Below are 25,568 nucleotides of genomic sequence, written 5' to 3'. Positions count from 1 at the left end.
GGTGACCTGGCGGGAGGCGCAACCCGCTGGGCCCAGGTGCGAAAGCACCCGTCGGACCGGGTGTGAAAGCACCCGTCGGACCAGGTGTGAAAGCACCCGTCGGACCAGGTGTGGAAGCACCCACCGGTGACCGCCGTGGCCGCCACGCACCATGGCCTCCTCGCGCCACCCCACCGGCGCCGCGTCAGCGTGCCGCCGCCCGCGAATCCCGCGTCACGACAGGGGAGTAGGACAATGGCGCGACCCATCACCCTTTTCACCGGCCAGTGGGCCGACCTCCCGTTCGAGGAGGTGTGCCGGCTGGCCTCCGAGTGGGGCTACGACGGCCTGGAGATCGCCTGCGGCGGTGACCACTTCGAGGTCGACAAGGCACTGTCGGACGACACGTACGTCGACCGCAAGCGCGAGACGCTCGCCAAGTACAACCTCCAGGTCTTCGCGATCTCGGCGCACCTGGTCGGCCAGGCGGTCTGCGACCACCCGATCGACGAGCGGCACAAGGGCATCCTGCCCGGCCGGATCTGGGGGGACGGCGAGCCCGAGGGGGTCCGGCAGCGGGCCGCCGAGGAGCTCAAGAACACCGCCCGTGCCGCCGCGAAGTTCGGCGTCAAGACCGTCATCGGCTTCACCGGGTCGTCGATCTGGCACACGCTGGCCATGTTCCCGCCGGTGCCGCCGGAGATGATCGACCGCGGCTACCAGGACTTCGCCGACCGCTGGAACCCGATCCTCGACGTCTTCGACGAGGTCGGCGTCCGCTTCGCCCACGAGGTGCACCCCAGCGAGATCGCGTACGACTACTACACCACCAAGCGCACGTTGGAGGCGATCGGTCACCGGCCGGCGTTCGGCCTCAACTGGGACCCGTCGCACTTCGTGTGGCAGGAACTCGACCCGGTGAACTTCATCTTCGATTTCGCCGACCGGATCTACCACGTCGACTGCAAGGACGCGAAGGTCCGTACCGGGGACGGCCGGCGGGGCCGGCTCGCCTCCCACCTGCCGTGGGCGGACATGCGCCGGGGTTGGGACTTCGTCTCCACCGGTCACGGCGACGTGCCGTGGGAGGACTGCTTCCGGGCGTTGAACGCGATCGGCTACGACGGCCCGATCTCGATCGAGTGGGAGGACGCCGGCATGGACCGCCTGGTCGGTGCGCCCGACGCGCTGGCGTTCGTCCGTAGGCTGGCCTTCGACCCGCCGACCGCCGCGTTCGACGCGGCCTTCTCGACCAGGGACTGACCCGGCCTTCGACCAGGGACTGACCCGGTCTTCTCGATCAAGGAGTGACCTGGACGAAAAAGGGGGCCGGTCGCCAGGCGACCGGCCCCCTTTCGCTACCCGGGATTAGAGGGTGCTGCCGTTGGTGTTCGGGCTCGACGGCTTCGGCGTCGACGCCTTCGAGGTCGAAGTCGATCCGCTGCCCACGGACGAGCCGGCGAAGTCGTCGACCGGGCTCGCCGAACCGCCGCCGATGCTCAGCTTCTCGCCGAGTCGGGTGTGGCTCAGGCGGTCCCTGCCTTCGGTGTAGAGGCGGTTCGCCTGCGCCTGGGCGACGCCGGCGGCCTCCTGCACCGTCGGATGGTCGAGGACCTTACGGCCCTTGACGACCAGCTCGTCGTACTTTTCGCGGCCCGCCCGGGCGCCGATTACGAAGCCCGCCGCGACCCCGGCGATGAACCAAAGCTTTCCGCGCATTGCGGCTCCCTCCATGCCTGACGCGGTGTTGCTCCCCGGGACCTGCCCGGCGGTCAACGGTGTCGCGCCTGCGTCGTCTGTCCTGCGTTACCTACCCATCCTCCTCCGAGACCATGCACATCTGGGTGCGCCACGGCGATTTGCCCAGATTTGATGGGGTGGCGTGTCGCGAAGAACCCCCTGGACCGAAGGTGGGGGAGTTGCTGTAAAGTTGTGCCGGCACCAGGGGTCGGAGAGATCCGGAACCGGGCGCACAGCAGTCCCCCGTAGCTCAATTGGCAGAGCAGCCGGCTGTTAACCGGCAGGTTTTTGGTTCGAGTCCAAACGGGGGAGCTTTTTGTGGGCACACCCATTGTCGACACCGATGTTCTCGTCATCGGCGCCGGTCTGGCCGGCCTCGCGGCAGCCCGCCGACTGCACCGGGCCGGCATCGATTGGCAACTCCTCGAAGCAGCCGACCGCGTCGGCGGCCGGGTCACCACCGACGAAGTCGACGGATTCCAGCTCGATCGCGGCTTCCAGGTCCTCAACACCGCCTACCCGCGGCTCACCGCACTCGTCGACGTCGACCGGCTCGACCTGCGCGAGTTCACCGCCGGCGTGCTGGTCCGCCGGGCCGGCCGAACGCACCGGCTCACCAACCCGCTGCGCGACCCCACCGGCGCACCCTCCGCCGCCCTGCCCGGCATCGGCCGGCTGTCCGACCGGCTCCGGTTCGCCGCGCTGGCCACCCGGCTCGCCACCACCGACCCGGACCGGCTGCTCGCCGCACCCGAGGTCAGCACCCAGACCGCGCTGCGCCGCGCCGGCCTGTCCCACCGGATCATCGAGGAACTTCTCCGGCCGTTCCTGTCCGGCGTCTTCGCCGACCGCGAGCTGACGACCTCCAGCCACGTGTTCGCGATGGTCGTCCGCTCGTTCGCCCGCGGCCGGATCGGCGTACCCGCCCGGGGGATGGCCGCCCTGCCCCGGGCGCTGGCCGCGCCACTGCCCGCCGGCCGCATCCGGCTGGACACCCCGGTCGAGCGCGTCGCACCCGGCGCCGTCCACACCGCCGCCGCCCGGATCGGTTGCCGGGCGGTGCTGGTCGCCACCGGCCCGACCACCGCCGCCCGGCTGCTTCCCGACCTGCCGGCTCCCCGGATGCGGGCCCTGACCACCTACTACCACGCCGCGCCCGAGGCACCGCTGCGCGAACCCGTCCTGCTGCTCGACGGTGACCGGCGCGAACTCGTCGCCAGCACCGTCGTCGTCAGCAACGCCGCGCCGACGTACGCGCCACCCGGCCGGCACCTGATCGCGACCTCGGTCGCCGGGCCGGCGGTACCCGAGCCCGTCGTACGCGCCGAACTCGCCCGCCTCTACGGGCGCCCCACCGCCGACTGGACCCATCTGACCACGGTCGAGCTGCCGCAGGCCCTGCCGGCCGCCGACCCGCCCCAGGGGCACCTGCGCAAACCCGTCGCCCTCGGCGACCGGCGCTACGTCGCCGGCGACCACCGGGACAGCCCGTCGATCCAGGGCGCCCTGGCCAGCGGCTGGCGTGCCGCCGGCGCCGTCCTGCGCGACCTACGGGCTCACCACGCCGACGGGGAGTAGTCCTTCAGGAAGCAGCCGTACACGTCCTCGCCCTGCTCGCCGCGCACGATCGGGTCGTACACCCGGGCCGCCCCGTCGACCAGGTCCAGCGGCGCGTGGAACCCCGCGTCCGCCAGCCGCATCTTCGTCGGATGCGGCCGCTCGTCGGTGATCCAGCCGGTGTCCACACTCGTCATCAGGATGCCCTCGGCGAACATGTCGGCCGCGCTGGTGCGGGTCAGCATGTTCAGCGCCGCCTTGGCCATGTTGGTGTGCGGGTGGCCGGCACCCTTGTAGCCCCGGCTGAACTGGCCCTCCATCGCCGAGACGTTCACCACGTACTTGCGCCGCGCCGGTGCCGCCGCCAGCGCCGACCGCAGCCGGCTGACCAGCACGAACGGGGCGGTCACGTTGCACAACTGCACCTCGAGCAGCTCCAGCGGGTCGACCTCGTGCACCCGCTGGCTCCAGCTGTTGACCGGGTCCAGGTCGGGCACCAGACCACCGGCGTCGATCGCCGTCAGGGCCGCGATCCGGTCCGGGGTCGCCGACCGGCTGGTCAGCGCCAGCGCCGTCAGCGCCTGCGGGGTGAACATGCCACCGCCGGCCGCACCGGCGGTCAGCTCGGACCGGCCGGCACCGCCGAAGATCACCAGCTCGGGCAGCGAACCCTCCGGCAGCGGCGCCGATTCCGCCGCGACCAACTGCGCGTACGCCCCGGCGGAACGCCGTACGGTCTGCGCCGCGTTGTTGATCAGGATGTCCAGCGGGCCCTGCCCGGCGACCGAGTCGGCCAGGGCGACCACCTGCGCCGGGTCCCGCAGGTCGATGCCGACCACCTGCAGCCGGTGCAGCCAGTCGGCGCTGTCCGGCATCGCCTTGAAACGGCGTACGGCGTCGTGCGGGAACCGGGTCGTGATCGTGGTGTGCGCCCCGTCGCGCAGCAACCGCAGCGCGATGTACATGCCGATCTTCGCCCGGCCACCGGTCAGCAGCGCCCGCCGCCCGGTCAGGTCGGCCCGGGCGTCCCGCCGATCCCGGTTGATCTTCGCGCACGCCGGGCAGAGCTGGTGGTAGAAGGCGTCCACGTCGTGGTAGCGCTCCTTGCAGACGTAGCAGGCGCGCGGACGCAGCAGCCGGCCCGCGCTCGCCCCGCTCGTCGGCGACACCAGCGGGATGCCCTTGGTCTCGTCGTCGATCCGGCCCGGCGCCCCGGTCGCGGTCGCCGACGTCACCGCCTCGTCCGCGGCGAGCACCGCCTCCCGCCGGTCCCGGCGCCGGTGCTTCTTCACCGTCTTGAACAACCGGGCCGTCGCCCGCCGCACCCGCACCGCGTCCGGATGCTCGACCGGCAGGTCGTCGACCGTGGCCAGCACCCGCAGGCACACCTCGAGATCCGCCGGGTCGATCCCCGCCGCGCCCGCCGCCTGGTCGTACCCGTTCGCCGTCATGTCCCGAGCCGCTTCCGTTCCGCTTCCACCGGGCCGCCGACCAGCCCGCCCTGCGGACTCTACGCAACCGCCCGCCGCCCGCGAAAACCCACCAAGATCCGCGTGATCAGGGAGCTGAGCCGTCGCCATGCCAGCGACACTCCCGACCTGGTCCCTGATCACGCGGATCTTGCGAGCGGGTCCGGAAAGAGGGACGTGGAAAGGAGCCGTCCGGCGTCCCAACCTGACCGGACGTCGCCCGAAAGTGGATCTCGCCGGAGTCGACCCGCCTCTAGGATCGCCGCCATGCCCGCACCCCTGCTCGCCCCCGACTTCGACGCCGCGACGGCGTTTTCCGAGGTGGCCGCGCTACGCGCCGCACTGGCGGCGCACGACCTTCCCACCGTACGGGCCGTGTTCGACGCCGTGGACCCGGACACCCGCACCATGCTCGTCTGGGAGGCCGGCGAGCAGCGCGGGATCGAAGATCACCTGCGGCGGGCCGTCGACGCCGACCCGGCCGACACGCTCGCGGCCACCCTGCTGGCCGTCAACCACATCTCGATCGGCTGGGAGATCCGCACCGACGCCCGGGCACAGCACGTCAGCGCCGAGCAGTTCGCCGCACTACACGACCACCTGCGCCGGGCCGAGCGACTGCTGATCGACGTCACCGCCCGGGAACCAGACAACGCCCCGGCCTGGAACCTGCGCATGACCACCGCCCGCGGACTCCAGTTCGGCCAGGCGGAAACCCGCCGACGCTACGACCGGCTGGCCCGGCACCACCCCCACGACCTGGCCGCCCAACGGAACCTGCTGCAACAGCTCTGCCCGAAGTGGAGCGGCAGCTGGCCGGCGATGCACGCGTTCGCCAAGGAGTGCGCCGGCGCGGCCCCACCCGGCGCCCCCAACGCCGTACTGGTCCTCGACGGCCACCTCGAACGTTGGCTGGACGCCGGCGACCAGGGACAGCGGTACCTGGCGGAGGCCACCGTCCGGCAGGAGATCCGGGAGGCCGCGCAACGTTCGGTGCTCCACCCCGACTTCCGGGAACGGGTCGGCTGGGTCGGGGTACGCAACACCTTCGCGATGATGTTCTGGCTCATCGACGACTACGCCGCCGCGGCCACCCAGTTCACGGCCCTCGGCAACCTTGCCACCGAAAGCCCGTGGCACTACCTCGGCGACGCCGCCACCCAGTTCCAACGATGCCGCGCAGAGGCGTTCGCGAAAGGCCGACAGCAGTGATCACGCAGACCGAGGTCGACGGCGTACCGACCCTGCTCGCCCCCAACCCCAACGGACCCCTGATCGCCGGGCTGACCTTCCGGGTCGGCCAGGCAGACGAGACCCTTGCCCGCGCGGGAATCACCCACCTGCTCGAACACCTCGCCCTGCACCAGTTCGGCCTCACCGACTACCACTACAACGGCAGCACCGGCACGGTCGTCACCCATTTCCACACCCAGGGCAGCCCCGAGAAGGTCACCGCCTTCGTCAACGGCGTCTGCGCCGCGCTCGGCAACCTGCCGATGGACCGCCTCGACATGGAGAAGGGCATCCTGCGTACCGAGCGCGGCAGCCGCGTCCCCGGCTACGGTGAGCCGCTCGCGGTCTGGCGGCACGGCGCGGTCGGCTACGGCCTGCCCGGCCATCCCGAGTTCGGGCTGCGCTCCGTCGGCCCCGACGACCTGCGCGCCTGGGCCGCCCGCTACTTCACCCGGGACAACGTCGTGCTCTGGATCGCCGGCGACGCCGTCCCGGCGGGCCTGCGCCTAGACCTGCCCGGTGGTACCCGGCAACCGGTTCCCCCGGCCTGGTCCGCGCTGCCGGAGACGCCCGCCTACTTCTGCGGCGGCGCCTCCCGGATCGTCGCCTTCGACGCCGTGGTCAGGCGCTCCGTCGCCGCCGGCATCTACACCGCCGTCCTCGAACGGGAACTCTTCCGCGCCCTGCGTCAGGAGGACGGACTGTCCTACATGGCCACCGCGACCTACAGCCCGCGCGGCGACGACCACGCCATGGTCACCGCCGCCGCCGACGCCCTGCCCGACAAGCACGGCGCGGTACTCGGCGGATTCGTCGACGTGCTCGCCAAACTCCGCGTCGGCCGAATCGAGCAGGCGGACCTCGACACCGTGTGCGCGGCGACGGAGGAGACCTACAGCCGGGCCGACTTCGACGCCGCCCGGCTGCCCGGCGCCGCCCTCAACCACCTGACCGGCCAGCCCAACCTCAGCACCGACGAGATGCGTGCCGAACTGAAGGCGGTCACCCTCGCCGACATCCACGCGGTCGCCGTCGAGGCCGCCGGTACCGCCCTGCTGATGGTGCCCGGCAGCCGTGGTGCCGAGTGGGCCGGGTTCGCCGCCGCCCCCACCCACTCCACGTCCGCCGTCACCGGCCGGCGTGCCGCCTCCCGTACCGCGGGCGACGAGACCGGCCTCGTCATCGGCCCGTACGGCGTGACCCTCGACCAACCGGGCGCCCCGGTCACCGTCGAGTACGCCAACTGTGCCGCCCTGCTCGTCTGGCCCGACGGCGGCCGCCAGCTCATCGGCGCCGACGCCCTCTTCGTACCGGTCGAACCCACGATGTACGGCGTGACCGCCGCCGACGTCGCCGCCATCGACAACATCGTGCCCGCCGACCGGCACGTGCCGATGCCGGCCCGCGACCCGGAGAGCATTCCCGTGCCACCGGCCGAGCAGGCCGTCGTGCCGAAGGGACTGCGGCTGCCCAGGTGGTACGAGGCACTGGGGCTGCTCTTCTTCGGCATCCTCGCGCTGCCGTTGCTCCTTTTCATCGTGGTGCAGGGCATCCTCATCGTCACCGGTGACGCCGACGATCCGGACAGTTGGCTCTTCATGGGCGTGTTGCTCGGCCTGACCGCCGGAGTCGCCTGGCCGATCGTCGCCCTGCTGCGCCGGCTCCGCCGGCCGTTGCGGAGGTAGCCGGCGGGCCGGTGGGTCCGCCGGCGGCCGGCCGGGCCAACGTGAAGATGGTGGCAGGGCGGCTGGTCGCGGGTTAGGATCCCCGCGCCGGCACGGGGCGGTAGCTCAGCAGGTTAGAGCAGTCGACTCATAATCGATCGGTCACGGGTTCGAGTCCCGTCCGCCCCACTCTTTCTCTTCGCCTGCGGTTTCTCGATGCCCTCTGATCGGCATGCGAACCATCGCCGCAGTTGGTGGTTGCTTCGGCTGAGGGCGTCACCCGGTTGTGGGTCCGCGTTGGTATAGCATCGTCGCTATGACCTGGGGTACGGTCGAGTTGGAGCCGGAGGTCGAGAAGTGGCTGGAGAGCCTGCCGACCGCGCTGTTCGCCAGGGCGGCGTTCTACGTCGATCTGTTGGCGGAGCACGGCCCGCTGTTGGGGGAGCCGTACACGAAGCAGCTTGACGGGAAGTTGCGCGAGTTGCGCTTCTATCTGGAGCGGCAGGCGGTGCGGGTCACCTACTGGATCGCGTCCGACAAGCGGATCATCCTGTTGACGGTGTTCCACAAGACGCGCATGCGTGACGAGCGGGAGGTCGACCGGGCGCGTCGGGCGTTGGCCCGGTGTGTCGACGAGGCGCACCGTGTCGAAGAGGAGGAGGGCTAGGCCATGGGTGAACGGGCAGACTGGGGCGCCATGCGCGAACGGCGTATGGCTGAGCCCGGAGCCGCGGAGGCGTACGACGCGGCGCGACTGGCGTTCGAACTCGGCCGCGCGGTTCGGGAGCTTCGCGAGCGTCGGGGCTGGAGCCAGTCGCAGCTTGCCCAGGCGTCGGGTATGACCCAGTCGGCGGTCGCCCGGTTCGAGGCGGGTGGGACCGTGCCGACGTTGCCGGTGCTGGAACGGTTGGCGGCGGCGCTGGATGTGAGCCTGAACGTCAGTTTCGAGCCGCGGGGCGCCGCGGCCTGAGGCCCGGATGGTGTCAGGTACGGCTTCGGCGACCGTCATCGGGTACCGCCTGGCGCCCGCGACCTGGTCGAACTCAGTGGTAGCGGGTCACCGGCGATCGTGGCAGTGTGGTTCGCATGGTGGTGCCTCCGGCCCCACGTTGTGCCGCCGAGTTCGGAACCAACGCCCCACCAGTGTGGGTCGAGCGGGCCCATGCTTGGGGTCCATTAGGGTGTGGAGCGTCCGCTCTCCTGAAGGTACGGGCGGGACAGACGCCAGAAGCCGAAGGGGAGAACACCGTGACGAGGTTCGGCCGGTTCGGCAAACTTGCCCTCCTGAGCACCGTGACCAGCGTTGCGCTGGCCATCGGCGGTGCCGCGCCGGCTCACGCCGCCTGGTCGACGTTTGCCGGCCAGTCCGGCTCCGCTGTCGTGATGGCGTGCAAGACGGCGGTCGAAAGCGGGTACGGCCCGTTGTGGGAGATCACTCTGGTGGCGGCGACCACGCCCGGCCGTACTGCGGGAGCCCGGTTCGAGGTGTGGCGCGGCAGCAGCCTCGTCTCGCGCGTGGACCTCGCTGCCAGGGACGGCGCGTGGGACGTCAAGACGACCTGGGCGTCGCGCATCCTCGGCGACACGTACACCGGGGTGGCAGGCACGGGCCTTACCAGTGGTGAAGGCGCCGGCGGAGCGATCGGCGGATCGTTCTCGACCATCGCGGGCTGCTGATCGGAGCAGGACGGACCATGCCCGGCCGGCTCCCTCTGCCGAACGCCACGCCGTGCTGACGCCGTTGTGTGACCGCAGGACGCGTCGGGCGGGTGGCGGTGGGCGAACGCCGGATGTGGCGTGTGGTCAAATCTTGAGGACGTCCACGTCGTACAGCGCTATCGACGCGTCGCGGGAGGCGAGAGTCAAGCCTTCGGTGATCGCCTGCGCCACCAGCATGCGGTCGAAGGGATCGCGATGATGCGGTGGCAGGCGGCGAGCGACGATGGCGTGGGCGTGCGTCACAGGCAGCTCACGGAAGCCCATGTCCTTCACCTGCTCGGCGAGGTCGGGCGGTCCGGCAAGCTTTCCCGCACTCTGTTTGATGGTGATCTCCCACAGGGTGACCGGGGAGAGGAAGATGTCCGGGTCGTGGCGTAGTCGGTCGAGGAATTCGGTGCCGAGGGTCGCGTCGCCGGTGATGGCCCAGAGGGCGACATGCGTGTCCAGCAGCAGGGTCATGCGCCGATGCCGAAGTCGGCGGCGACCTCGGCGTTGGTCTGAGGCGAGTCCCAGTCGCCTGACAGATCCAATTGGCCGGCGAGGGAGCCGACTGCGGTGCGGTTGGCTCGCCGCACCAGCGGCACGACCTTCGCCACCGGGGTGCCCGCCCGGTCGATGATGATCTCTTCGCCGCGCTCCACCCGCTCGATGATGCGCGACAGATGGGTCTTGGCATCATGCATGTTGTAGTGCACGGCATCAGCCGACATGACGAAACCTCCTTGCTTAGCTGATAGCTACGCGGTCGGCTTGGAGGAGGGGCCGCCGAACCGGCCGTCGACCACCAGGTCGTGCGCGACGTCGATGTCCCAGACCCACACGCCCTCCTGGCGGATCAACTGGGTCGTGCCGCCGGTCCGGTCCCGCACATACCTCGCGAACGAGTCCTCCGCGTCCACCGCCACCTCCTAACCATCAGACACGCCACCGCAGCGGATAAGGAGGGGTCTCAGTCGGAGATTTCGCGGCTGGAAGACGGATCGGCTCACTCCTCGGCCTGGCAATCATCGATATACGCCCGGTATATGTACGCGGGATATACACTCAGTGTATGGTCTGCGCATGAGCGTTCCCATGACCCTCCTCGGCCTGCTCGAGCGCGAGCCCAGTCACGGCTACGACCTCAAGCGCGACTACGACTCCTTCTTCAGCCGGGGCAAGCCGCTGCCGTTCGGTCAGGTCTACGCGACCCTCGGCCGGCTCGCCCGCGACGGCAAGATCGTGATTGGTGAGGTCGAGCCGGGCGTAGGCCACGAGCGCAAGCGGTACGTCATCACCGAACTGGGCGCGACCGAGGTCGAATCGTGGCTGACCGAGCCCGTCGAGGCCGAGCCCAACCTGCAGACGGTGCTGTTCACCAAGGTCGTGCTGGCCCTGATGCTCGGCCGGCCCGCCGAGGAGTACCTCGACAGCCAGCGCGCCGCGCACCTGCGGCGGATGACGGAACTCACCGAGATCAGACGCGGCGGCGACCTGGTCGACACCCTGCTGGCCGACCACGGCCTGTTCCGTCTGGAGGCCGACCTGCGCTGGATCGACATCACCGTCGCCCGGTTGGACGCCCTCCGGGAGACGGTGCTGCGGGGATGAAGGCGATCGAGGCACGAGACGTCGTTCTGTCCTTCGGTGAGACGCCGGCGCTGCGCGGCGCCAGCGTCTCGGTGGCCCCGGGCGAGATTGTCGCCATCATGGGCCCGAGCGGTTCCGGGAAGTCCACTTTGCTGCACTGCCTGGCGGGGATCCTCGTACCCGGCGCGGGCGAGGTCTACTACGACGGCCGCCGGGTCGACACCCTGAACGAGAACGAGCGCAGCATCCTGCGCCGGGACCATTTCGGGTTCGTGTTCCAGTTCGGACAGCTCGTGCCCGAGTTGACCGCCGAGGAGAACGTCGCACTGCCGCTGCTGCTCGGCGGCGCCCGGCGGGCCGCCGCGCTCGGCGAGGCGCGGCCGTGGTTCGAGCGGCTCGGCCTGGCCGGGCTGGAGCGGCGCCGGTCCGGTGAGCTGTCCGGCGGGCAGGCGCAGCGGGTCGCGCTGGCCCGTGGTCTGGTCGCCCGGCCCGGGGTTTTGTTCGCCGACGAGCCGACCGGGGCGCTCGACTCGCTGACCGGCGAGCAGGTCATGGACCTCCTGGTCGCCTCGGCCCGCGAGCAGGAGACGACCGTCGTCCTCGTCACCCACGACGCCCGCGTGGCCGCGTGCGCCGACCGGCAGGTCATCGTGCGCGACGGCAAGGTGAACGCGCTGGTGTACTCATGATCCGGTTCGGTCTGCGACTGTCCCTGTCCGGTGGCCGGGAGGCCGCCACCCGGCTCGCCGTCATCGCCACCGCGGTGGCGCTCGGCGTCGGCATGCTCCTGACGACGCTCGCCGCGATGAACGCGGTCGGCGCGCAGAACCAGCGGTACGCCTGGCTCAACACCGCCGCCGCCCCGGCCGCCTCCGACGTGTCGGCCGATCCGATCTGGTGGCTGCTCCGGGAGGACTACCACCAGGGCCGGTCCATCGGCCGGGTCGAGGTCGCGGTGCCGGGTCCGGACGCACCCGTCCCGCCGGGCATCCCGCGCCTGCCGGGGCCGGGCGAGTTCTACGTCTCACCCGCCCTCGGCGAGCTGCTTCGGACCACCCCGGCCACGGAACTCGGTGACCGCTTCCCCGGGCACGAGATCGGCACGATCGGGTCGGCGGCGTTGCCGTCCCCCGAATCGCTGCTGATCGTCATCGGCCGTACCCCGGCGGAGCTGGAGCAGCTGGGGGCCCGCCAGGTCACCCAGATCATGACCCCCGCCCAGAACGACTGCCGCAACGGTTGCCCGGTCGGACTCAACTCCGACGCCATGTCACTCGTGCTCGCCGTCGTCGCGGCCGCCCTGCTCGTCCCGGTGCTCATCTTCATCGGCACCGCGACCCGGCTGGCGGCCACCCGGCGGGAGCAGCGCTTCGCCGCGATGCGGTTGATCGGCGCGACACCACGGCAGATCTCCCTCGTCTCGGCCGTGGAGTCGACGATCGCGACCGCGGCGGGCACCGTTGCCGGGTTCAGTCTGTTCTTCGCGATCCGGCCGGCAATCGCCACGATTCCGTTCACCGGCGAACCGTTCTTCACCGCCGACCTGTCGCTCGACCTCGTCGACGTCCTCGTGGTCGCGCTCGGTATCCCGGTCGGTTCCGTCGTGGCCTCCTGGCTGGCCCTGCGCCGGGTGCAGATCTCGCCGCTGGGCGTGAGCCGTCGGGTGACCCCGAAGCCCCCGCGCGCCTGGCGGCTGATCCCGCTGGTCGTCGGGCTCGCCGAGTTGACGTACTTCATCGGCCGGCGCCCCGACACGACCGACGGCCAGCTTGCCGCGTACCTGTCCGGGTTTCTGCTGGTCCTGACCGGGCTCGTGCTGTCGGGGCCGTGGTTGACCATGGTCGGCGCCCGGGTGCTGGCCGGGCGGGCGAGCCGGCCCGCCACGCTCATCGCCGGGCGACGTCTCGCGGACGACCCGCAGGCCGGCTTCCGATCCGTCAGCGGGCTGATCGTCGCGCTGTTCGTGACCAGCGTGGCGACCGGCACGATCACCACGTTCGTCGCCAACCGCGGCGAACCCCGGACCGACTCGGTGGCCGCCACGTCACTGGCGAAACAGTTCTGGCCGGAGGAAGGGCCCGCACCGACCGCCGACCAGATTCCGGCCGGCCTCGAGACGATCCCCGGCGTGCGCAGCGTGACCCTGGTGCACCTCAACCCCGACCGGGACGGAGGACACGGCGTCATCACGTGCGCGGAGCTGGACCGTCTGGCGGTGTTCGGTAGCTGCCCCGCCGGGGCGCAGGTCGCGGCCGTCCACGGTGACCTCATCGGCATGCGCGCGTTCGACCTGACCAGTGACACGCACGTCTGGGACGCCGCCAGCATCGCCCCCACGGAGGTCGACCGGCAGCCGATCCAGTCGGTGGTCGTCGACACGACCAGCCGCACCGGGTTCGAGCAGGCCCGGACGATGCTGATCAACGCGTTTCCGCTGGGGCGCTTCCCGGCGAGCATCGGCGAGTGGGAGTCGAACTCCGCACGGCAGATGATCCAGTTCCAGCGGCTGGCCGACGTGGTCATGCTGGCCAGCCTGCCGATCGCCGGTTGCAGCCTGGCGGTGAGCGTGGCCGGCGGGCTGAGCGACCGAAAGCGGCCGTTCAGCATGCTGCGGCTCACCGGGGTGCGGCTGTCCACCCTGCGCCGGGTGGTCGCGCTGGAAACCGTCGTGCCGCTGCTGCTCGTCGCCGCGGTGGCCATCGGCATGGGGTTCCTGGCCGCCCATCTCTTCCTGCGGGCGCAACTGGGCTACACACTGCTACCGCCGCACCTGTCATTCTACCTGACCGTCGGTGGCGGGCTGGTGGTGTCCCTGGGAATCATCGCCCTGACGTTGCCGCTGCTGCGCCGGGTCACCGGCCCGGAAACGGCCCGGAACGGGTGAGCCACGCGCCGAGGACCAGCGTGCGGCGGTAGCCCAAGATCACATCGGGATCCAGATCGGCTCGGACGGCACGTCACGTCACCCAGGAGAGGAGCGGCCACGGGACACCGTCGATGGTCGCCGGTTGGTTCGCATGGTGGCGTCCCCGGCCCACGAACACCCTTGACCTGTACGCCTGGCCCGGGATCAGGCCAGCATGCGAACTATCGGCGCGACGTGCGGCTCGTGACTATTCGTAGTGGTAGCGGCACTGCGCTATCTGCACGGTGTCATCGGTGATCCGGTATACCAGGCGGTGCTCCTGATCGATACGCCTCGACCAGACCCCTGACCAGTTGCCCCGGAGCTGCTCTGGCTTGCCGATCCCCTGGTGGCCGTTGCGCCGGATGTCCTCGATCAGGGCGTTCACCCGCTTGAGCATCTGGCGATCCCGCTGCCAGGTCAGGTAATCCTCCCAACCCCGGCTGGCGAACTGCACCTTCACGCTGCCGACGCTCCGCCGTCGCTGGCGTCGGGGTCGATCAGGTCACGCATTTCCCCGCCCCCGTTGCGCAACTCGTCGACGGCCTCGTTCAGCCGGCGCGCGTTGGCAGGGCTGGCCATCAGATACGCCGTCTCCTTCAGGGACTGGTACTCCCGCAGCGAGATGATGACCGCAGCCTCGCGGCCAGAGCGGGTGACCACAACCTCCTCGGCATCATCCACGACATGATCCAGAACTTTGGCCAGGTTCTGCCGGACCTCCGAGTAGGTGACGGTACGCATGATGCCTCCCAATGTGTCGTACAAGAAATTGTACGACAAGGGGTGAGCGTGGCAGGTCGGTTCGGCACGCCTGCCGGATCGCGTCCGGCTCCCGGGCGGTGCTCCCGGGCGCGGCGGCTCAGGCGACGAGCAGCCGGAGGCCGAGTTCCGCCGCGTCGAGGGCGACGAGGTCGCGGTTACGCTCCGCCCACCGGCCCGAGGAAAGGTCTGCGCGGAGCCCGGTCACCGCCCGCTGCTCGGCCTCGGGCCCGACCCTGGTCCATACCGACACCGCGCGGCGCACATGTTCGTCCAGGTACGCCTCGGGCCGGCGCCAGTGGGCCTCGAAGAAGCCGTCGACACAGTCCCACGGGATGAGCACCGGCTCCGCGCGTCCCCCGATCGCGCGGGTCAGGTCGGCCAGGGAAGGCCAGCCGACGAGAAGGTCGGCGAACTCGGGCAGGTAGTCGCGGGTGAGCCAGAACCGCCGACGCCAGCCGGTGTCGTCGGCGTCGTACGTGAACACGACCACCCGCCGGGCCACCCGCCGCATCTCACGCAGCCCGGCGACCGGGTCCGGCCAGTGGTGGACGGTGCTGACCGCCATCGCGGCGTCGAAGGACTGGTCCTCGAACGGCAGGCTCTCCGCGGCGGCGGCCACGCACGGCGCCGCGCCCGCGGGGCGCAGCGCCCGCATGACCGCCGACGGTTCCACCGCCGTGACGTCGCGGTCCGGGGGTTCGTAGGAGCCGGTTCCGGCCCCGACGTTCAGCACCGTCCGTGCGTCCCCCAGCGCGTCCCAGATGCGCGCGGCGATCCGTGGCTCGGTACGCCGCGTCGCCGGGTATGCGGATCCGATGGTGTCGTACAACCGTGTGCCGAACACTCTCAACTGCTCCTCCGGCGTCGTCCTGATCCCCATTGCCCGCGCCTCCAGCTCCCGGTCGATGGCCGTCACCATGGCAGCGGCCCGGTCGCGCTGGTCCAGCAGCAGGCCGCGCAGCCGGCGCAGGTGCGCGACCGCGTCGGTGGCCGGGTCGTCGACCAGATCCGCGATCTCGCGCAATCCGAAGCCCAGCCGCCGGTAGGCGAGCACCTCCCGCAGCCGCTCCACGTCACCCGCGGAGTAGGCCCGGTGCCCGGCCGCGGTTCGCGTGGACGGCCGCAGAAGGCCGATCTCGTCGTAGTGATGCAGCGTGCGGACGGTTATGTCGGCCAGTTCGGCCACCCGCCCCACGGTCAGGTGCTCCTCCACGCCACCGACTATGTGCCATGACGCCACGTGAGGAACAAGCCGAAGCAGCTTGAACAGATCAACCCGTGGGCGTCGGGGTTTCGGCGATTCCGATCGGGCCCTCGCGCGGTCCCTCCGCCGAGGCCGGCTGCACCGCCAGCGACGGGAAGTCGGCCAGCTCGCCCTCCGGCTCGGCGTCCCACTCCGGGAAGACGAGATCGCTCTGGAGGTAGAGGCAGAGGAGCTGCGTGAGATGGCGCAGCCCGTCCAGGTGGGTGCGTTCGTGGCCGTGGGTCGCGTCGACCCCGAAGCCGATCAGCGCCACCCGGGCGTGCGCGCCGGCCTCGACCGCCGCCGCGATGTCCGAGCGGTAGTAGTCGAAGACGTCGCGGACCAGGTCCACGTCGTGTTCGGTGGCGATCGCGGCCAGCTTGCGGGCCAGGTGGTAGTCGAAGGGGCCGACGCCGTCCCCCATGGCCAGCGTGGCGGCGTTCTCCCGGGACTGCTGGCCCGGGGCGACCACCGCGGCGTCCACCGAGACGATCTCCGCGACGTCCGGGTCGAGGCCGTGGCTGGCCCCGTGTCCGATCTCCTCGGTGACGGTGACCAGCAGGTGTGCGGTGACCTTGGGCTGGACGCCCGCGTCGATGATCGCCTTGAACGCGGTGAGTACGGCCGCCACGCCCGCCTTGTCGTCGAGGTGGCGGGACTTCACGTACCCGCTGGGGGTGATCGTCGGGTTGGGGAGCAGCGCCACGAAGTCGCCCGCGTCGATGCCGAGCGCGCGTAGCCCGGCGATGTCCTCGACCGGCTCGTCGACCCGTACCTCGACCCGGTCCCAGCCGACCCCCTGGAGGTCCACGGCCTCGTTGTAGCGGTGCCCGCTGGCCTTCAGCGGCAGCACCTGGCCGGTGATCACCCGTTCCAGGTCGTCGGTGAAGATCCGTACGTGGGCGCCCTCGGCGAACCGGGCGCTGTGCGTGCCGATCGACTTCAGCTCCAGCCGGCCGTTCTCCTTCAGCCGTTTCACCATCCCGCCGATGGTGTCGGTGTGCACCACGATCGCCCGGTCGGCGCCGGTGGCGCGGGGACCGGGCAGGCAGGCGCTCAACGCGCCACGCCGGGTCAGGGTGGAGGAGACGCCGAGGGCGGAGAGGCGCTCGCCGACGTACTGCTGCACGTGGTCGGTACGCCCCGACGGGCTGGGGATCTCCAGGAGTTCCAGCAGCACCTGCCGCAGGTAGTCCAGGTCGAGCGGGAGCGGTACGGGTCGGGCGTCGGTCATGACGTCGAGGATGCCGCACCGGCCGGGGACCAGAGCCGCTGCGGTGCCCGGGTGCCGGGGAAGAGCAGGTCGACGAAGCGTTCGGCGGTCGGCTGCGGTTCGTGGTTGGCCAGGCCCGGTCGTTCGTTCGCCTCGATGAAGACGTGTTCCGGCCGGTCGGGGGACTCGACCAGCAGGTCCAGTCCGGTGACCGGGACATCCAGTGCCCGGCTCGCCGTGACGCACGCCTGCGCGATCTCGGGGTGCAGGTCGGCGGTCACGTCGTGGATCGTGCCGCCGGTGTGCAGGTTCGCGGTCCGCCGGACGGCGAGCACCGTCCCTTCCGGCAGTACGTCGTGCGGGCCGTACCCGGCTTCGGCGATCACCTCGCGGGTCATGTCGTCGACCGGGATGCGGGACTCGCCGCCGGTGGCCGCGGCGCGGCGACGGCTCTGCCGCTCGATCAGCTCGGTGATGTCGTGCCGGCCGTCGCCGACGATCGAGGCGGGCCGGCGTACGGCCGCCGCGACCACCTCGTGGCCGATCACGACCACCCGTAGGTCCTCACCGGTGCACAGTTCCTCGATGAGGACGTCCGGGCAGTACCGTCGGGCCAACCCGACGGCGGCGTGCAGCGCCTCCGTCGTGCGTACGCCGACGGTTATCCCGTTGCCCTGCTCGCCCCGGACCGGCTTGACCACCACGGCGCCGGCCTCGGCCAGGAACGCGGTGTCGGTGTCGTCACCGGCGGCGGCCCGGCCGCGTGGCACGCGCAGTCCCGCTTCGGCGAGGATCCGACGGGTGACCCGCTTGTCGTCGCAGCGGCTCATGGCCACCGCCGAGGTCAGCTCGGAGAGCGACTCGCGGGTCAGGACGGTCCGGCCGCCGCTGGTGAGCCGCAGCTCGCCCCATTCCGGGTCGGTCACCTCGACCCGGATGCCGCGCCGCATCGCCTCGTCGGCGACGATCCGGGCGTACGGGTTGAGCTGGTCGTAGCCGTCGGGCAGGGCGGGCAGGAACAGCCGTTCGTTGATCGGGTTCTTCCGCTTCACGCAGAGCGTGGCGGTGCGGTAGAAACCGAGCCGCTCGTAGAGCCGGATCGCACCGTCGTTCTCGGCGAGCACGGACAGGTCGACGAAGGACCGGCCGCGTTCGGTCAGCCGGGCCGCCAACTCGGACAGCAGCGCCTGGCCGGTGCCGGGTGGGGCGTGGTTGAAGTCGACGGTGAGGCACCACAGGCTGGCGCCGTTCTCCGGGTCGTCGAAGACCTCGACGTGGTCCACGCCGGTGATGGTCCCGACGACCTCCCCGGTGCTCGACTCGGCGACCAGGTGGAGGAACTGTGGGGTGGCGGCGTTGGCGACCAGGACGTCCACCGGGCTGGTCACCATGCCGTTGCTGGCGTAGATCCGGTTCACCGCTTCGGCGTCCGCGACGCTGGCCAGCGGGCGGATTCGCAGTCCGGGCAGCGGGCCGTCGCCCTGTTCGACCCGCCGGCCGCGCAGCGGCAGCCGGTACGTCAGCGACGGGTCGATGAACAGTTCGTCGTGCAGCCGGGACACCAGCACGTGCGGGTCGCGCAGGTAGATGCAGATGTCCCGGGAGCCGGCGGTCTCGGAGCGCAGCACGTCGGCGACGGCCGCCGGATCGTGGAACGTCTGGCCGAAGACCAGCCGCCCCCAGCCGCAGTCGAGCACCACGTCGCCACCGCTGGCCCGGGGGACCCCGGATCCGGGGTGGGGTGGCGTACCGGCGGGATCGCCCTGGGCGACCGGGTCGCCGCCCGGCCCGACCCGTTCCCGCCGCCGGGCCGGCTTCCCGTCGGTCCGCGCTGTTTCCGTCGTCGTCGACATGTCGGCCACGGTCAGGCGATCGCGTGGCTCTGGAGCCACATTTCCAGGAGTCCGATCTGCCACAGCTTGTTTCCGTTCAGCGGGGTGAGTTCGGCGTTCGGGTCGGCGAGCAGGGCGTCGACGTACTCGGGGCGGAACAGGTGGCGGCGGCGGGCCTCCGGGGCGTGCAACGCGTCGCGTACCCGGTCGAGCACCTTGCCCTCGAGGTGGGTGAGGCCCGGCACCGGGAAGTAGCCCTTCGGCCGGTCGATGACCTCGCCGGGGAGAACCCGGCGGCCGATCTCCTTGAGCACGCCCTTGCCGCCCTGGGCGAGCTTCAGCTCCGGCGGGCAGGTGGCGGCGAGTTCCACGAACTCGTGGTCGAGGAACGGAACGCGGGCCTCCAGCCCATGTGCCATGGTCATGTTGTCGACCCGTTTGACCGGGTCGTCGACGAGCATCACGGAGGTGTCGAGGCGCAGCGCGGCGTCGACCGCGGTCTGCGCGCCGGGCCGGGCGAAGTGGGCGGCGACGAACTCCCGCGCCGGGTCGCCGTCGGCCAGCCGGCCCGGGTCGAGGATGCGGGCCAGGCCGGCCGCGTCCCGGTCGAAGAACGCCGTCGCGTACGTGTCGAGGGCGTGCTCCCGGTCCACCCCGGCCAGCGGCGGATACCAGTGGTAGCCGCCGAGGATCTCGTCGGCGCCCTGCCCGGACTGGACGACCTTCAGCTTCTCCGACACCGTCTCGCTGAGCAGGTAGAACGCCACGCAGTCGTGGCTGACCATCGGCTCGCTCATCGCGGCGACGGCGGCCTCCAGCGGCGGGACGAGGTCGGTCGTGGCGATCCGGATCTGGTGGTGGTCGGTGTCGAAGGCCGCCGCGACCAGGTCGGAGTAGCGGAACTCGTCGCCCTCCCGGTTACCGACCGCCTCGAAACCGATGGAGAAGGTGGCGAGCCCGCGCTGTCCCTGTTCGGCGAGGAGCGCGACGACAAGGCTGGAGTCGAGGCCGCCGGAGAGCAGGACACCCACCGGCACGTCGGCGACCATCCGGCGGCGTACCGCCGTGGTCAGCGACTCGTGCAGGGCGTCCTGCCAGTCCCGGTCCGACCAGTCGGCGCGGTCCGGGTGGCGGGTGAACGACGGGTTCCAGTAGACCCGTTCGGTGACCCGGCCGTCGGGTTCGTACGTCCGGACGGTGGCGGGCGGCAGCTTGCCGACGCCGCGCAGGATGGTGCGGGGTGCCGGTACGACACTGTGGAAGCTCAGGTAGTGGGCGAGTGCCACCGGGTCGATGGTGGTGTCCACCCCGCCGCCGGCCAGCAGTGCCGGCAGTGTGCTGGCGAAGCGCACCCGGTCCGGGGTCTCGGCCAGGTAGAGCGGCTTGATGCCGAGCCGGTCCCGGGCCAGCACCAGGCGGCCGGTGTCCCGCTCGACGATCGCCACGGCGAACATGCCGATCAGGTGGTCCACGAAGTCGTCGCCCCACTGCGCGTACGCCTTGAGCACGACCTCGGTGTCTCCCGAGGAGAAGAAGCGGTGCCCGCGGGCCTGCAACTCCTCGCGCAGTTCCCGGTAGTTGTAGATGCAGCCGTTGAAGACACCGGTCAGTCCCGACTGCGGGTCGACCAGGGGTTGCCCACTGGCCGCCGAGAGGTCGATGATCTTCAGTCGTTGGTGGCCGAGGGCGACCGGCCCCCGGGACCAGACCCCGCTGTCGTCGGGGCCCCGGTCGCGCATCGTCGCCGCCATCCGTTCCACCGCCGACACGTCGGCGCGTACGCCGTCGCGGCGCAGTTCCCCAGCCAGCCCGCACATGCGCAGCCATGTTGCCAGAGGATGGCCGGTCCTGCCTGTTGAGCGGATGGTCGCTGAGGTGGGCGTTCGATACAATGCGCGCGATCTTGCCCGGGGGGTGCCGATCGTGGGGAAGTGACGTCCCTCCTGGTCATGGATGACCCTTTTGTTCGGCAGTCGCGCTGTGACAAGGGCCGCAGCTTTTCTCCGGCGGTGCCGGGCCCTCGCGACGCCGGTCCGACGTCCGAGCCCGGTGTCCGTCCGGTGTCCGGGCCGGCCGGTGGCGGCCGGCCCGGACGACGTTACGACCGGGCGGTCCGCCTACCCGCCGAGCCGGCGGTCGGCGTAGACGAACATCGCGTCGCGGAGGTACTCCACCAGCGCGTCGTCACCGCCGCCGATGTTGCGGCGGAAGCGCTCGTCGTCGACGTACATCTGGCCCAGGCCCCGGTAGGCATCCCGGTTCGGGGTCCAGAACAGGCACGTCACCTCGTGGTGGAACCGCACCAGCTCCTGTACCCGGTCGTCGGTGACCGGCACCCCGGCCGCCTTCAGCGGGGCCAGGCCCTCGTGGACCCGGACGTAGCCGGTGCGGGCCTTCTCCGCGTCGTCGGCCGACCAGCCCTGCATCCGCTCGTCGGCGGCGTCGACCGCGGCGTCACCCCACCGCTCGCGGGCCTCCGCCTCGTAGGGGTTCGACTCGAACCCCTCGAAGACCTTTCTCGGGGTCATCTCCCTTCCTTCCTGAACGTTCCCGATCGTGGAGTCGACGGTGCGGATCAGCCGGTCCAGCCGGCCCCGTTCCCGGACCAGCCAGTCCCGGTGCCGTACGAGCACCTCGACGGTGCTGTCCCGGCTCTGCCGGTCGAGCACCTCGGCGACGGCGTCGAGCCCCAGCCCGAGGTCCCGCAACAGGAGAATCCGCTGCAGCCGCAGCAGCTCTTCCTGGCCGTAGAAGCGCCGGCCGTTGTCGGCCGTGAAGGCCGGCGTCAGCAGTCCGATCGCGTCGTAGTGCCGCAGCGTGCGCGACGTGACGCCGGCCTCCTTCGCCACCTCGGCGATCGACCAGGCCATGCCCGTCCCTCCGATGATCGTGGCCGGTGTTTCCGGCCGTGACCACCACGGTATGGGTTGCCGTAGCGTCAACTTCAACCCTGATTCGCGCCGGCCCCGAGGCGCCCCACGCCGTCGGGTTCGACGGGCCGCGGCCGACCGGCCGCGGCCCGGAACCGGGTGCGGCGCGGTCGGGGTGGCGCCGGTTCAGCGGAAGCGGGGATCGTTGCCGGCCCGGGTGTCCACCTTCAGCGACAGCGCGTCGGCGATGTCGGCCCACGAGACGTACGAGAAGTTCGTGGCGTCACGGTCGGCGTCGACGTCCGGCCCCGTCTCCGGCTCGTCGTGGGTGACGAGCAGACCGTGCCGGTAGCCGCCGACGGGACGGTTCGTGACGGCCAGACCGTCGGACCCGTTGACGTCGTCGGTGCCGCGTACGCCCCGGACCCGGAAGCTGCCCACCGGGCGGTTCCGGCCCTGCCGGTCGTACACGGCGAACGTGTCGTCACCCTGGCTCGACACGATCACGTAGCCGGTGCCGCCCGGACCGTAGTAGATGTCGACGCCCTCGACGTCGGCGGTGAGCCGGGGGCCGCCGAAGCCCTCGGCGTCCGGGTCGACCGGTACGCACTCCTCGGACGCCTCGTCGTAGACGTCGTGGATACCGAAGTCGGTGACCCGGTCGACGAGTTCCGGCCGGCCGCCCGAGCCGAGGGGAAGCGGCAGCCGCCACAGGCCGACGTCCTCCTGCGCGGCGTAGAGGACACCCGACCGCTGGTCGACCGCGACACCCTCGAACTGGGGGAGCACGCCCGGCTCCTCGCACGGGACCCAGGTCGAACCGTCCGGCAGCGCGAACGTGCCCGGCATGACGACCTTTCGGATGTCGGTGTAGCCGAGCTTCCCGGCGATCTCGACGACGCGAACGGTCGCGATCGTCGTCCGGCCCTCCTGGGTGACGACGGCGTACGTCTCGCCGCGCCGGGGCTGCCAGACGGCCAGGCCGTACGCCGTGTGCTCCTCGTCCACGGCCGCCCGGTCGGGGTTGAACAGGAACCGCTGGTCGGCGGCGGTCACCTCGACCAGCGGGGTACGCGCGGCCGACCCGGCCGGGTCGATGGCGAAGAACCGGAGCTGGTCGTTGTAGCGGTCCGAGACGACCGCGACGTCGACCGTACGGCCGGCGAGCCGGATGTCGTAGGCGATGTCGACGTTGTTGTAGCGGCCCGGCGCGGGGTCGGTGCGCGGCGCCTCCGTCGCGGGAAGCGACTGGAGCTCGCGCGACCGCAGGTCGTACACGCGCAGGCCGCCCTCCTTGGCGGTCACGACGACGATCGAGCGGTGCGAGTCCTTCGGGTGCACCCAGATGGCCGGGTCGTCGCCGGAGGCGTTGCCGCCCGCCTCGTCGTCGTAGAGGACCGGGGTCTCGTTGTCGGTCGTCACGGTCGCGGTCCGGTCGCGGTGCGCGACGGTCGGCTGGGCGGCGGCGGGGGCCGCTGCCAGCAGGGTCGCGACGACCGTGCCCAGCGTCAGGATGGTTTTCCGGGGATGAGTCACGCGGTGCAGCCTCGCCGACGTACCTTGCGCCGGATCGGGCGCGACATTGACGACAGTTGAAATCGGGGACGCGTGGCGCCATGTCCGCGCGGAGTGCCCGCACTCAGCCGACAGCGAACCGGGTGGACACGCTGCCGGTGATCCCGCAGCGTGTGGGGATGCGCCCCCTACGCTTCGGTCTTGTCTGGGACGGCACCGGATCGCCGGTCGACGTCGCCCGCCGCGCCGAGCGGGCCGGCTACGCCAGCCTGCTGTTCCCGGACCACACCGGCATGGTCGCCCCGATCCCGGCGATGGCCGCCGCGGCGGCCGTCACCCGCCGGATCCGGCTGGGGACCCAGGTCGTCAACGTCGCCTTCCGCCCGCTCGGCGCGCTCGCCCAGGAGCTGGCCGCCGTCGACATCGTCAGTGGCGGGCGCCTCGACGTCGGCCTCGGCGCGGGATACGCGGAATCCGAGGTACGCAGCCTCGGCCTGCCGTTCCCGTCCGCCGGTGAACGGATCCGGGAGGTGGCCCGGGCGCTCGACCTGCTGCCCAGGTTGTTCGCCGGCGAGACGGTGGACGAGGAGGGGGGCACGCCCGGCCGGCTCGCCGGCTTCCGGCTCGAACCGGTGCCACCACAGGGGGCGGCCGTACCGCTGATGGTCGGCGGCAACGGCGACCGGCTTCTCGCGGTCGGCGCCGAACGGGCCGGCATCGTGCAGTTCAGCGGCTTCAGCCCGACGCCCGACGGCCCCGACTTCGGCAACTTCTCCGACAGCGGGCTGGCCGAACGGATCGGGCACGTGCGCCGAGCCGCCGGCGACCGGTTCGCCGACATCGAGCTGAGCGTGCTGGTCCAGTGGGCCGGCGTCGTACCCGATCCCCGGGCCCGGATCGCGGCGATGGAACTGCCCGGCACTGACGTCGACCAGGTGCTCACGAGCCCGTTCGCGCTGCTGGGCACCTCGGTCGACGAGGTCTGCGCCCGCCTGGTCGACCTGCGGGACCGGCACGGCGTGTCGTACGTGACCGTCTTCGACAGCCAGTCGTACGGCTTCGACGAGGTCGTCACGAGGCTGGCCGGTGGCGCGGGGGAGCAGCGGTGAGCGCCGCCGTACCGGCCGGTGTCGCGCCGATCCTCAGCAACTCACCCGGCTCGCTGGCCTGGCACGTGTGGCATGAGCGGCACCCGGCGCTGATCGACCAGCTCGCGGCCGCGCACCCGTACCCGCCGGAACACCTGACCGCGCTGCGGACCCTGCTGGCCGAGACGCTCACCGGCCCGGTCCGGCCCCTGCCGCCGGCCGCGTCGGACCGGGCCACCTGGGACGGGTGGGGCGCCGACCACTTCGGACGGTCGTGGCTCGACGTGCCGTTCCTGTGGGCCGAAAGCTACTTCTACCGCCGGCTGCTGGAGGCGGTCGGATTCTTCACCCCCGGCCCGTGGCTCGGGCTCGACCCGTTCGCGTTCCTGAAGGCGGCCGAACTCGACGCCCCCGACCTCGCCGACGACCTTGGCACGCTGGAGGGCACGGCCGGGCTCACCGCCGCCGAGAAGACCCGGGTCCTGCTGCACGGCGCGCTGTGGGGCAACCAGGCCGACCTCGGATTCCGGATCGGGGTCGCGGCCACCTCCGGCACCGTCGGGCCGTCGGCCCACCTGGTCGCCGACGACACCACCGCCGCGGTGTCCGCGCTGACCACGGGTAGGGGCACGGTCTGCCTGGTCGCCGACAACGCCGGCCGGGAACTGCTCTCCGACCTGGTCCTGGTCGACCACCTGCTGCACGCCGAGCCGGCGGAGCGGGTGACGCTGCACCTCAAGCCATACCCGTACTACGTCTCCGACGCGACCACCGCGGACCTCGTCGGCTGCCTGCGCCGGCTGGCCGCCGGACCACCCGCCGCGGCCGGGATCGCCGACCGGCTGCGCACCGCCGCCGCCGACGGCCGGCTCGACGTCGCCACCCACTGGTTCTACTGCGCGCCGCACCCGTACCACCGGATGCCGGACGACCTCGCCGACACGTACGCCGAAGCGTCCGTGGTCGTACTCAAGGGCGACCTGAACTACCGGCGGCTGGTCGGCGACTGCCGCTGGCCGGAGACGACGCCGTTCGCCGACACCGTCGACTACTTCCCGGCCCCGCTGGTGGCCCTGCGTACGTTGAAGTCCGACGTCGTCGTCGGCCTCGACGCGGCGGACGTGGCCGCCCTCGACAGCGATCCGGCGGCCGGGCGGTGGCGGGTCGACGGCCGGTACGGCCTCGTCCAGGTCCGGGCCTAGGTAGG

General features: G+C 71.4%; 25 protein-coding genes and 2 tRNA genes. 14 read left to right on the top strand and 13 right to left on the bottom strand.

Annotated elements, in window-relative coordinates; all coding sequences use genetic code 11:
• Positions 1–234: 234 nt before the first annotated feature.
• A complete protein-coding gene (locus AB0I42_RS21875; protein WP_357539397.1) occupies positions 235–1,242 on the top strand; it encodes a sugar phosphate isomerase/epimerase family protein in 1,008 nt (335 codons plus the stop codon).
• Between the two features lie 105 nt (positions 1,243–1,347).
• On the opposite strand, the gene AB0I42_RS21870 is transcribed toward AB0I42_RS21875, so the two are convergent.
• Entirely contained in the window at positions 1,348–1,698 is a 351-nt protein-coding gene (locus tag AB0I42_RS21870) for a hypothetical protein (RefSeq protein WP_357539396.1), read from the bottom strand.
• 260 nt (positions 1,699–1,958) lie between these two features.
• On the opposite strand from AB0I42_RS21870, the gene AB0I42_RS21865 reads away from it, so the two are divergent.
• Together AB0I42_RS21865 and AB0I42_RS21860 are read left to right on the top strand one after the other, a co-directional pair.
• Positions 1,959–2,031, top strand: a tRNA-Asn gene (locus AB0I42_RS21865).
• Positions 2,032–2,049: 18 nt separating this feature from the next.
• The gene (locus tag AB0I42_RS21860) at positions 2,050–3,297 is read left to right on the top strand and encodes an NAD(P)/FAD-dependent oxidoreductase (protein ID WP_357539449.1); all 1,248 of its coding nucleotides are present in this window, start codon (positions 2,050–2,052) and stop codon (positions 3,295–3,297) included.
• Here the strand turns inward: AB0I42_RS21860 and AB0I42_RS21855 are convergent.
• Positions 3,276–4,727, bottom strand: coding sequence for an SDR family NAD(P)-dependent oxidoreductase (locus AB0I42_RS21855; protein WP_357539395.1), 1,452 nt, complete (start codon positions 4,725–4,727; stop codon positions 3,276–3,278). The two genes, AB0I42_RS21860 and AB0I42_RS21855, sit on opposite strands and share 22 nt — an antisense overlap.
• Before the next feature lie 285 nt (positions 4,728–5,012).
• Between AB0I42_RS21855 and AB0I42_RS21850 the strand changes: the two genes are divergently transcribed.
• From AB0I42_RS21850 to AB0I42_RS21825, 6 genes are all read left to right on the top strand, one after another.
• The gene (locus AB0I42_RS21850; protein WP_357539394.1) at positions 5,013–5,957 is read left to right on the top strand and encodes a hypothetical protein; all 945 of its coding nucleotides are present in this window, start codon (positions 5,013–5,015) and stop codon (positions 5,955–5,957) included.
• Complete coding sequence (locus AB0I42_RS21845; RefSeq protein WP_357539393.1) at positions 5,954–7,663, top strand: insulinase family protein; 1,710 nt, start codon at positions 5,954–5,956, stop codon at positions 7,661–7,663. Before AB0I42_RS21850 ends, AB0I42_RS21845 begins: the two co-directional genes overlap by 4 nt.
• 94 nt (positions 7,664–7,757) lie before the next feature.
• Positions 7,758–7,831: transfer RNA gene (locus AB0I42_RS21840), tRNA-Ile, on the top strand.
• A 127-nt stretch (positions 7,832–7,958) separates the two neighbouring features.
• Entirely contained in the window at positions 7,959–8,309 is a 351-nt protein-coding gene (locus AB0I42_RS21835) for a type II toxin-antitoxin system RelE/ParE family toxin (protein WP_357539392.1), read from the top strand.
• A 3-nt stretch (positions 8,310–8,312) separates the two neighbouring features.
• Positions 8,313–8,612, top strand: coding sequence for a helix-turn-helix transcriptional regulator (locus AB0I42_RS21830; protein ID WP_357539391.1), 300 nt, complete (start codon positions 8,313–8,315; stop codon positions 8,610–8,612).
• 278 nt (positions 8,613–8,890) lie between these two features.
• Positions 8,891–9,319, top strand: a complete 429-nt coding sequence (locus tag AB0I42_RS21825; RefSeq protein WP_357539390.1) for a hypothetical protein — start codon at positions 8,891–8,893, stop codon at positions 9,317–9,319.
• Positions 9,320–9,445: 126 nt separating this feature from the next.
• On the opposite strand, the gene AB0I42_RS21820 is transcribed toward AB0I42_RS21825, so the two are convergent.
• The 3 genes from AB0I42_RS21820 to AB0I42_RS21810 are packed head-to-tail and all read right to left on the bottom strand — an operon-like array spanning position 9,446 to position 10,260.
• Positions 9,446–9,820: a type II toxin-antitoxin system VapC family toxin gene (locus AB0I42_RS21820; protein WP_357539389.1), complete on the bottom strand. Its 375-nt coding sequence runs from the start codon at positions 9,818–9,820 to the stop codon at positions 9,446–9,448.
• On the bottom strand, positions 9,817–10,071 hold the full coding sequence (locus AB0I42_RS21815; RefSeq protein ID WP_357539388.1) for a type II toxin-antitoxin system prevent-host-death family antitoxin: 255 nt from the start codon (positions 10,069–10,071) through the stop codon (positions 9,817–9,819). The genes AB0I42_RS21820 and AB0I42_RS21815 overlap by 4 nt, the downstream gene beginning before the upstream one ends.
• 27 nt (positions 10,072–10,098) lie before the next feature.
• The gene (locus AB0I42_RS21810) at positions 10,099–10,260 is read right to left on the bottom strand and encodes a hypothetical protein (protein WP_357539387.1); all 162 of its coding nucleotides are present in this window, start codon (positions 10,258–10,260) and stop codon (positions 10,099–10,101) included.
• A gap of 163 nt (positions 10,261–10,423) precedes the next feature.
• On the opposite strand from AB0I42_RS21810, the gene AB0I42_RS21805 reads away from it, so the two are divergent.
• Genes AB0I42_RS21805 through AB0I42_RS21795 form a run of 3 tightly spaced genes read left to right on the top strand, consistent with a single transcriptional unit; the run spans position 10,424 to position 13,814 of the window.
• Positions 10,424–10,951 (top strand): PadR family transcriptional regulator, encoded by a 528-nt coding sequence (locus tag AB0I42_RS21805; protein WP_357539386.1) that lies wholly within the window; start codon positions 10,424–10,426, stop codon positions 10,949–10,951.
• Positions 10,948–11,619, top strand: a complete 672-nt coding sequence (locus tag AB0I42_RS21800; protein WP_357539385.1) for an ABC transporter ATP-binding protein — start codon at positions 10,948–10,950, stop codon at positions 11,617–11,619. Before AB0I42_RS21805 ends, AB0I42_RS21800 begins: the two co-directional genes overlap by 4 nt.
• Positions 11,616–13,814 carry an FtsX-like permease family protein gene (locus tag AB0I42_RS21795; RefSeq protein WP_357539384.1) on the top strand — a complete coding sequence of 733 codons (2,199 nt, stop codon included), beginning with the start codon at positions 11,616–11,618 and terminating at the stop codon, positions 13,812–13,814. Before AB0I42_RS21800 ends, AB0I42_RS21795 begins: the two co-directional genes overlap by 4 nt.
• A gap of 229 nt (positions 13,815–14,043) precedes the next feature.
• On the opposite strand, the gene AB0I42_RS21790 is transcribed toward AB0I42_RS21795, so the two are convergent.
• From AB0I42_RS21790 to AB0I42_RS21755, 8 genes are all read right to left on the bottom strand, one after another.
• Complete coding sequence (locus AB0I42_RS21790) at positions 14,044–14,298, bottom strand: Txe/YoeB family addiction module toxin (protein WP_357539383.1); 255 nt, start codon at positions 14,296–14,298, stop codon at positions 14,044–14,046.
• Positions 14,295–14,579: a type II toxin-antitoxin system prevent-host-death family antitoxin gene (locus AB0I42_RS21785; RefSeq protein ID WP_357539382.1), complete on the bottom strand. Its 285-nt coding sequence runs from the start codon at positions 14,577–14,579 to the stop codon at positions 14,295–14,297. The genes AB0I42_RS21790 and AB0I42_RS21785 overlap by 4 nt, the downstream gene beginning before the upstream one ends.
• Before the next feature lie 118 nt (positions 14,580–14,697).
• On the bottom strand, positions 14,698–15,813 hold the full coding sequence (locus tag AB0I42_RS21780) for a MerR family transcriptional regulator (protein ID WP_357539381.1): 1,116 nt from the start codon (positions 15,811–15,813) through the stop codon (positions 14,698–14,700).
• Between the two features lie 58 nt (positions 15,814–15,871).
• Positions 15,872–17,077, bottom strand: coding sequence for an osmoprotectant NAGGN system M42 family peptidase (locus AB0I42_RS21775; protein ID WP_357539380.1), 1,206 nt, complete (start codon positions 17,075–17,077; stop codon positions 15,872–15,874).
• On the bottom strand, positions 17,074–18,909 hold the full coding sequence (ngg, locus tag AB0I42_RS21770) for an N-acetylglutaminylglutamine synthetase (protein WP_357539379.1): 1,836 nt from the start codon (positions 18,907–18,909) through the stop codon (positions 17,074–17,076). The genes AB0I42_RS21775 and ngg overlap by 4 nt, the downstream gene beginning before the upstream one ends.
• A gap of 11 nt (positions 18,910–18,920) precedes the next feature.
• Positions 18,921–20,705, bottom strand: coding sequence for an N-acetylglutaminylglutamine amidotransferase (locus AB0I42_RS21765; RefSeq protein WP_357539378.1), 1,785 nt, complete (start codon positions 20,703–20,705; stop codon positions 18,921–18,923).
• Positions 20,706–21,005: 300 nt separating this feature from the next.
• Positions 21,006–21,758: a MerR family transcriptional regulator gene (locus tag AB0I42_RS21760; protein WP_357539377.1), complete on the bottom strand. Its 753-nt coding sequence runs from the start codon at positions 21,756–21,758 to the stop codon at positions 21,006–21,008.
• Positions 21,759–21,944: 186 nt separating this feature from the next.
• Positions 21,945–23,294: a phytase gene (locus AB0I42_RS21755; protein WP_357539376.1), complete on the bottom strand. Its 1,350-nt coding sequence runs from the start codon at positions 23,292–23,294 to the stop codon at positions 21,945–21,947.
• A gap of 158 nt (positions 23,295–23,452) precedes the next feature.
• Between AB0I42_RS21755 and AB0I42_RS21750 the strand changes: the two genes are divergently transcribed.
• Both AB0I42_RS21750 and AB0I42_RS21745 read left to right on the top strand, forming a co-directional pair.
• Positions 23,453–24,382, top strand: coding sequence for a TIGR03621 family F420-dependent LLM class oxidoreductase (locus tag AB0I42_RS21750; protein WP_357539375.1), 930 nt, complete (start codon positions 23,453–23,455; stop codon positions 24,380–24,382).
• The gene (locus tag AB0I42_RS21745) at positions 24,379–25,563 is read left to right on the top strand and encodes a damage-control phosphatase ARMT1 family protein (protein WP_357539374.1); all 1,185 of its coding nucleotides are present in this window, start codon (positions 24,379–24,381) and stop codon (positions 25,561–25,563) included. The genes AB0I42_RS21750 and AB0I42_RS21745 overlap by 4 nt, the downstream gene beginning before the upstream one ends.
• Positions 25,564–25,568 lie beyond the last annotated feature (5 nt).

This window comes from Polymorphospora sp. NPDC050346 (genome assembly GCF_040655695.1).
GTDB lineage: Bacteria > Actinomycetota > Actinomycetes > Mycobacteriales > Micromonosporaceae > Polymorphospora > Polymorphospora lycopeni.
Note: the sequence above shows the minus strand (reverse complement) of the source record. Positions and strands in the feature narration are given on the sequence as shown.

Coding starts and splice junctions, on each gene's coding strand:
- AB0I42_RS21785 (WP_357539382.1), bottom strand. CDS start 14,579: ATGCGTACCGTCACCTACTCGGAGGTCCGGCAGAACCTGGCCAAAGTT.
- ngg (WP_357539379.1), bottom strand. CDS start 18,909: ATGTCGACGACGACGGAAACAGCGCGGACCGACGGGAAGCCGGCCCGG.
- AB0I42_RS21820 (WP_357539389.1), bottom strand. CDS start 9,820: ATGACCCTGCTGCTGGACACGCATGTCGCCCTCTGGGCCATCACCGGC.
- AB0I42_RS21750 (WP_357539375.1), top strand. CDS start 23,453: ATGCGCCCCCTACGCTTCGGTCTTGTCTGGGACGGCACCGGATCGCCG.
- AB0I42_RS21870 (WP_357539396.1), bottom strand. CDS start 1,698: ATGCGCGGAAAGCTTTGGTTCATCGCCGGGGTCGCGGCGGGCTTCGTA.
- AB0I42_RS21835 (WP_357539392.1), top strand. CDS start 7,959: ATGACCTGGGGTACGGTCGAGTTGGAGCCGGAGGTCGAGAAGTGGCTG.
- AB0I42_RS21875 (WP_357539397.1), top strand. CDS start 235: ATGGCGCGACCCATCACCCTTTTCACCGGCCAGTGGGCCGACCTCCCG.
- AB0I42_RS21815 (WP_357539388.1), bottom strand. CDS start 10,071: ATGTCGGCTGATGCCGTGCACTACAACATGCATGATGCCAAGACCCAT.
- AB0I42_RS21805 (WP_357539386.1), top strand. CDS start 10,424: ATGAGCGTTCCCATGACCCTCCTCGGCCTGCTCGAGCGCGAGCCCAGT.
- AB0I42_RS21775 (WP_357539380.1), bottom strand. CDS start 17,077: ATGACCGACGCCCGACCCGTACCGCTCCCGCTCGACCTGGACTACCTG.
- AB0I42_RS21760 (WP_357539377.1), bottom strand. CDS start 21,758: ATGGCCTGGTCGATCGCCGAGGTGGCGAAGGAGGCCGGCGTCACGTCG.
- AB0I42_RS21850 (WP_357539394.1), top strand. CDS start 5,013: ATGCCCGCACCCCTGCTCGCCCCCGACTTCGACGCCGCGACGGCGTTT.
- AB0I42_RS21795 (WP_357539384.1), top strand. CDS start 11,616: ATGATCCGGTTCGGTCTGCGACTGTCCCTGTCCGGTGGCCGGGAGGCC.
- AB0I42_RS21855 (WP_357539395.1), bottom strand. CDS start 4,727: ATGACGGCGAACGGGTACGACCAGGCGGCGGGCGCGGCGGGGATCGAC.
- AB0I42_RS21800 (WP_357539385.1), top strand. CDS start 10,948: ATGAAGGCGATCGAGGCACGAGACGTCGTTCTGTCCTTCGGTGAGACG.
- AB0I42_RS21765 (WP_357539378.1), bottom strand. CDS start 20,705: ATGTGCGGGCTGGCTGGGGAACTGCGCCGCGACGGCGTACGCGCCGAC.
- AB0I42_RS21830 (WP_357539391.1), top strand. CDS start 8,313: ATGGGTGAACGGGCAGACTGGGGCGCCATGCGCGAACGGCGTATGGCT.